The 5884-nt window shown below is 53.3% G+C and carries 3 protein-coding genes and 1 pseudogene; all 4 read right to left on the bottom strand.

The features are described from left to right. Positions 1 to 2663, bottom strand: a pseudogene (locus tag Q0F21_RS04880) (collagen-like protein); the annotation flags it as partial. Between the two features lie 223 nt (positions 2664 to 2886). Then, a complete protein-coding gene (locus Q0F21_RS04875; protein WP_297237923.1) occupies positions 2887 to 4155 on the bottom strand; it encodes an OmpA family protein in 1269 nt (422 codons plus the stop codon). A gap of 215 nt (positions 4156 to 4370) precedes the next feature. After that, the gene (locus tag Q0F21_RS04870; RefSeq protein WP_297237921.1) at positions 4371 to 5474 is read right to left on the bottom strand and encodes a HEAT repeat domain-containing protein; all 1104 of its coding nucleotides are present in this window, start codon (positions 5472 to 5474) and stop codon (positions 4371 to 4373) included. 76 nt (positions 5475 to 5550) lie between these two features. Then, a partial coding sequence (locus Q0F21_RS04865; protein ID WP_297237919.1) for a thioredoxin family protein occupies positions 5551 to 5884 on the bottom strand: 334 nt, incomplete at its 5' end.

Below are 5884 nucleotides of genomic sequence, written 5' to 3'. Positions count from 1 at the left end.
GTCTCAGGCTTACCACCGACCTTCAGACCAATAGGCTTGATATTCTTAGTATCAATCTTGATGGACTGGATATCGTAGTACTTGAAGTAGTTCTCGTGCTTCGGCATGAAGTAATACTCCTCGGTATCCTTGACATAATTTCGCCAGTCTTTGAGACGAACGATATCATTGATGTCAAGCCAGGTGAACTCCTCACCAAAGTCCTTACCATCTACAAAGAACTTAGTTGTCTCTGCATCCAGGCTAACCGGACGGAGGAAGTGAACGAGGAAGCTGTCACCGTCCTTGAGACCCTTGACAGTCATACGAACACCACACTCATTCTCAGCAGCGATGCGGATGCGAGCCATCATATTCTCATCAGAAGCATTGAGGAGCTTCTTACCGATCTCGCTGTCCTCATTGTAAGAAACAACGTAGTCGTAAGTATTGGTAACCTTCTCAGTGTCACCGAAGGTGATCTCCTGATCTGCCTTAATGGTAGCAACAACCTCAGTAGTCTCACCCTCCTTAACAGCAAGGAGCTGAGTACCGTCTGCATTGGGCTTCAGAGTATAGCCGAATGCCTTAGCGAGAGTGGGCTGAGTCTTATCGAAGACAAAGCTTACCTTAGCGCCATCATTGACCTGACCGAAGTCTACCACAATCTTACCGGCATCCTCCTTAGACTTGAAGACGTTGGAGAACGGAGTATCGAAAGTGCAGAGAGTAGGATCTACAGAGCCGAGATCCGGCGTCAGAGTATTGAAGCGAACGTAAGAGAAGTTGTCGAACCAGTAGTTATCACGAGTGATCTTACCGAGGTCGAACGCAGGACGATTGATAGTAGTCTTGAAGGTAACAGCGATATCGTTGCCATTCCACTTGTAGTGACCAGTCTTAGAGATCTCTACGTTGTCATCCTCAGCAAGAGCCTCGATCAGCTCATCACGGGTTACAGTCCAAACAAGGATGTAAGACTCAGCATCCTGAGGATCCTTCTCCTGAGTGATGGTACCAACACCGTCAGTCTCCTCACTCCAAACGAAGTTGTTGTGGAAGATCTCCTTAGGCAGGTTGGCCTTGTGATAGATCTTCTCGTTCATCCACTCGGCATCGGTCTGATACTTGAAGCCATCGCAAGAGAGATCAGAAGCCTTAACGACAACGTCGATAGGATCAACGGGCTTCGGCTCAATCTTCTCCTCAACAATGTTGATAACGATGAAAGCATCACGGACAACGCAGTCATTGCTCATCAGCTTGACATGGACGATCGGGGTGCGACCAACGGCGGCACGGTTGGAGGACTGACCATATACACGAGCAGAGATCTTGGATCCGTCAAGAGTGATGAACGCCTGCTGCTCCGTGTCATTGTCACCGCGCTTGAAAGTGATATCCTTGTTCTCCTTGGTGCCGTCCTTCAGGTCAAAGGCATAAGAGAGAGCATACACATCAAAGCCCTCAAACACCTTGTCCTTGAGAAGAGTAGTCACCTGCTCATTCAGGTCAATGGTCTCACTGTACTGGAGATCAACGACAGAGAAGCGCAACTCGTCCTCAGCACCGGTGTACTTAGAGTCAAGAGTCTTGGCCAGAGTCTTGGCGCGATCCAGAGTGGTGGGGAAGAGCTTGGAGTTGGACTTCTTGGCGAGGTGGAGATCCTTATAAGAGATCACACTCTTGTCAAGCTTTGCCCAGTCAGACTCATTCTCAGCGCCATTAACCATAGGCACAACAACGGCGATCTGATCAATCTTGTTATCCTCGTCGTTGATGTACTTGGTCTGTGCAGAGATATCCACAGTCAGGACACCATCCTTCAGGCTTACGAACTTTGCAGAGGGGTTAGCCTTAGCAGAACGAAGTACAGTAGGATTGTTGTAGCGTACGTAGATACCATCCGTCTTGATCTGGTCAACAGTGACGTTGCTGGGGCTTACGCGAAGCATAACGCGCGTAGCAGCAGTTACATCGTTCTCGCACGGAGTGGAGAGTCCACCAACGGCAACGATCGGAAGAGCGCCACCCTCATCAGCAACAACCGAAGGGATAAACTTCAGCTGGAAGCCACTAGCCTGACCAAGCTTAACGATGCCGTCCTTAGCCCCCTCAACATTCATGAGGGTAACGACGCCATTCTCGTAAACGGCAGAGATAGTTCCTGCGGGGAGCCACTTGTCGGTAGTGATGGTGCGAGTAGCAGGCTTAGTGTTAGGATCAACCTTCACCCAGAAGCCCTTCTCATTACCCGTGGTACCGGGTACATAATATACACCATCAGCACCCTTGGCGCCGGGCTCACCCTGAGGACCAGCCTCTCCGGGCTCACCCTGAGGACCCTGAGGACCCTGCTTACCTACTGCGGGATAGTCGGTCTTGACATCATCGATGTACCAGAAACCGTCCTCGCCGATCTTGACGATGGTTCCAGGTCTGCCATCCTTACCATTGGTAACCTCGATGGGTTCACCCTTGCTCGGATAGAGCTTGATACCATTGGCCGTTTTCTCGATCTTGGTCACATAGGTGCCATCATCGAACTTTTTTGTCAGATTGTCCAAACGCTGGTTGATAGCGTCGATGTCACCCTGGAAGTCCTTGGAGCAGGAGGAGAAGACCCCCAGCCCGAGGACAGCAGCAACTGACAGCAAGCCAATCTTAAACTTGTTTGTTCTCATAATTACTGTTTTGTGAATAAATATATTGTCTATTATCGTTTGCGTTTACAGAGAAGTCCTGACGACCACTCGTCATCTATTCTTGGGACAAAGGTGACAAGAAAAATCAAAACTACAAAAAGAATTGACCGCAAAAAGGGGTACACTATCTGTACAAGCCCTCATCCTGCTCACACTTAGCCCCGGAGACTCAAAACTCCGGCAGGATACCTCCTTAGTGATATCACTTAGTCTTCATGATGACGACGCGATTCCACGCATTGACATCATAAGGCTGTACGTCGGATCCCTTGTAATCGATAGTGATCAGATCAGAGGGGACGCCGTACTCGCTGATGAGCTTGTCGGCCACGTTGCGGGCACGCTTCTCAGAGAGCTGCATGTTGTAATCAGCACGACCGGTCTGTACATCGGCATAGCCCGTCACGGTGATGGGCGTGTTATTGGCCTTGACGTACTCGGCGGTGTTGTAGAGATTGATCTCCTGATTCTTGTCGATCTTGGAGCTGTCGATACGGAAGTACACGACATTCTCGTAATTCTTCTCCACAACGGTCTGCTTTACCTCGGGGCACTCGGGACAACGAACGGGGCGCTTGCTGAGCTCCGCATTCTGGCTACGGAGGTCATTGATCTGACTCTGCAGTCCGTTGACGAGATCCCAGTCCATCGGCTGTACACCACTCCAGAGCGTCTCGCCGAGGTTACAGGTGAGTCCTCCACGGACAGCACCGATGGCATCGGTAGCCTCCAGACCGGGGAAGAAGAGTACCATCGGCTCGATGGTCAGCGCCACACGCGGGTGGAAGTTGATATTGATGTCCAGTCCGAGGTTGGCTGAGATGGAGTGATCCAGCTCACGGAAGAAGTTGTTGTCCTCGTTATTGACGCCCTTCGAATTGAAGATATTGAGGAAGTTGGCATCACAGGCACCCTGAGAGTAGCCGCGAGCATAGGGAGCAGCGGTGTCATAGCTCTCATATCCGGAGATATTGGTACCGAGGTAGCCGACGCCGAGGAAGGGGACTACGTGGAAGACCCGGCTCTCGTCGTAGGGAGAGAAGTAATTGACCAGATCAAACATGAAGTCGAAGTGGGGATTGAGCGCCCGGAGCTGCAGTGGACCCTTCTCACCGTCGGTCCTATTGTAGCCAAAGACCGGGATGGTGTGGTAGTCCAGTGCAAGACGGGTAGAGAAGTAGGGGTTGTGGTGCTGTCCTACAGCAAGTCCTGCACCCCAGCTGGCACGATCGCCGAAGTCAGCATCGCGACGGAGCTCTGCCTGGCTGTCGTGGCTCCACCACATATCGAAAGGCATCGTGAGGCTCCCGAAAGCCTGGATAAACCAGTGCTTGCAGGAGGGCTCAAAAGCGACTTTCCTTGCCGGGGTGGCGGCGAGGTACTCCTCCTGGGAGGTCACCTCCTGGGCGGAGACGCTAGCCGAAGCGGCGAGCAGCCCCAAGAGGGAAAGGCCTAAAATCCTGGTATTCATAATCTAAATGGGTTTGGATCTCTTAATTCGTTATCTATCCTAAGCCCTCCAAGTAGCCGACAGGACACACTTCGGGCTGTAATCACAAGGCAAATGTAACATTTTTTTGGTCCAACAACAATTCTGATCCTTCTTAACACATAGAAAAAGGGCTTAATGAGCGTATTTGGGTGCGTTTGGTCGCTTTTGTCATCTGCATTTGCCAATCTCGGGCATTAGGGCTCCATCTGCCGGAGCGCCTCCTCGACAGCTTGCCGCACCTCCGGATCGGTCTCAGCGGAGCGGAGAGTCACAAGGTCATCCCGGTAGCGGAGGTAAGTGGTCTTGCCGAGCCAGCGAGCGGCTGCCGCTCGTACGAGCGGCGACTCATCGTAGAGGAGACCCTGGATCCATCCCTTAGCACTCCAGGAATTCATCTCCATCAGAGCATCGAGCACCTCCACCTTCTTCTCGGGGGCGGCGTAGAGGAGCAGATCGTAGGCATCGCTCTCGTAGCGACGTCGCTCCTCATTCATCTTGATCTCCCGCTCAAAGTGACCGGGATCGATGAACTTCGAGTCGATCTGCTCAGTAATTGTCCGTGAGGAGACCATATGCGCCATCCGAGGTACCATCCACTGCATGCCGGGGGTATTCTCCGGGTGACCGATGATGGACAGCGTCCTCCCGGAGCCAAAAGAACCAGTAATGATGAAGGGCTTATCGTTGGTGACCCCACCGGGGACACCATACTCATGGATGTCGCTCTCCATGGTGGCGAGTGAGGTGTAGGCGATCTCGCCCTTGTCGTCCGGGACCAGCACCGGACCCTCGTAGTACATTATATAAAGTGTATCTCGATCGGCCAGTTCGGGAAAGAAGCTCTTCCCCTCCGGGGTGAGGGTCACCTTAGAGACCGCCAGCCCTCGAGTGTCGTGCTCGATGTCGATCGCCTTTGCCCCGCTCATCCGGAGGCAGGCGTAGTCGGGTGTATCGGTGAGCTCGTACGCACCGGCGCAGATGCCCACAAGTCCCCCACCCTGCCGGACGAAGTGGCGGATCTTCTCAGCCCCAAGGCTGCCAAAGTTGAGGTACTCGGTGGAGCCGCCGCCTCCGGGCAGGATCAGCACATCGAGCCGATCCAGTGCGCCGGTAGCTATGTCCCGGCTGTAGATGTAGTGAGGCGTGATGGAGCGGTCCATCAGCAGAGCGGCGTAGGTCTCCTCGACACAGGTCTGAGCCCCTCCATGCCCGGCAAAGACTCCCACTTCGAGACGATCTCCCGCCAGTGCGGAGAGCGAGGTGAGCAGAATCAGCAGTGATAGGAATAGTCTCTTCATATCTTTAAGTATGGTCAAGTAAACTTTCTGAGACCAAGATACCAAATAAATCTAAAGACGAAGCCCTGCAGCCAGATCAGTCCGCCACCAGCTGCTGCTCGATCTCCTCGAGGGAGGTGTCACGGAGGAGCACCCGCCCCTGCGAGTCCAGGAGGTAGATCGTCGGCACGTGCTCGATGACGTAGAGCTCCATGCCATCGAAGTCCTTATAGTTCCGACCATGGATCCACCCCGTGGGCATACCCCGGACCTTCTCCCTCCAGCTCTCCTCATCGCCCCACTTGTCCAGCGCCAGGATCCGGAGCGTGCCGGCAGCGAGGGCGGAGGTGATGAGAGGAGACTTGCCAAGCTCATCCGCCTTAGTACCGCAGCTGTGGCAGGGGGCGTTGTAGAAAAAGAGGACGAGCGGC

It is taken from the genome of uncultured Porphyromonas sp., assembly GCF_934359325.1.
In the GTDB taxonomy this organism is placed as follows: Bacteria; Bacteroidota; Bacteroidia; order Bacteroidales; family Porphyromonadaceae; genus Porphyromonas_A.
The sequence above is the reverse complement of the archived record's forward strand: the minus strand, read 5'-3'. Positions and strand labels throughout refer to the sequence as shown.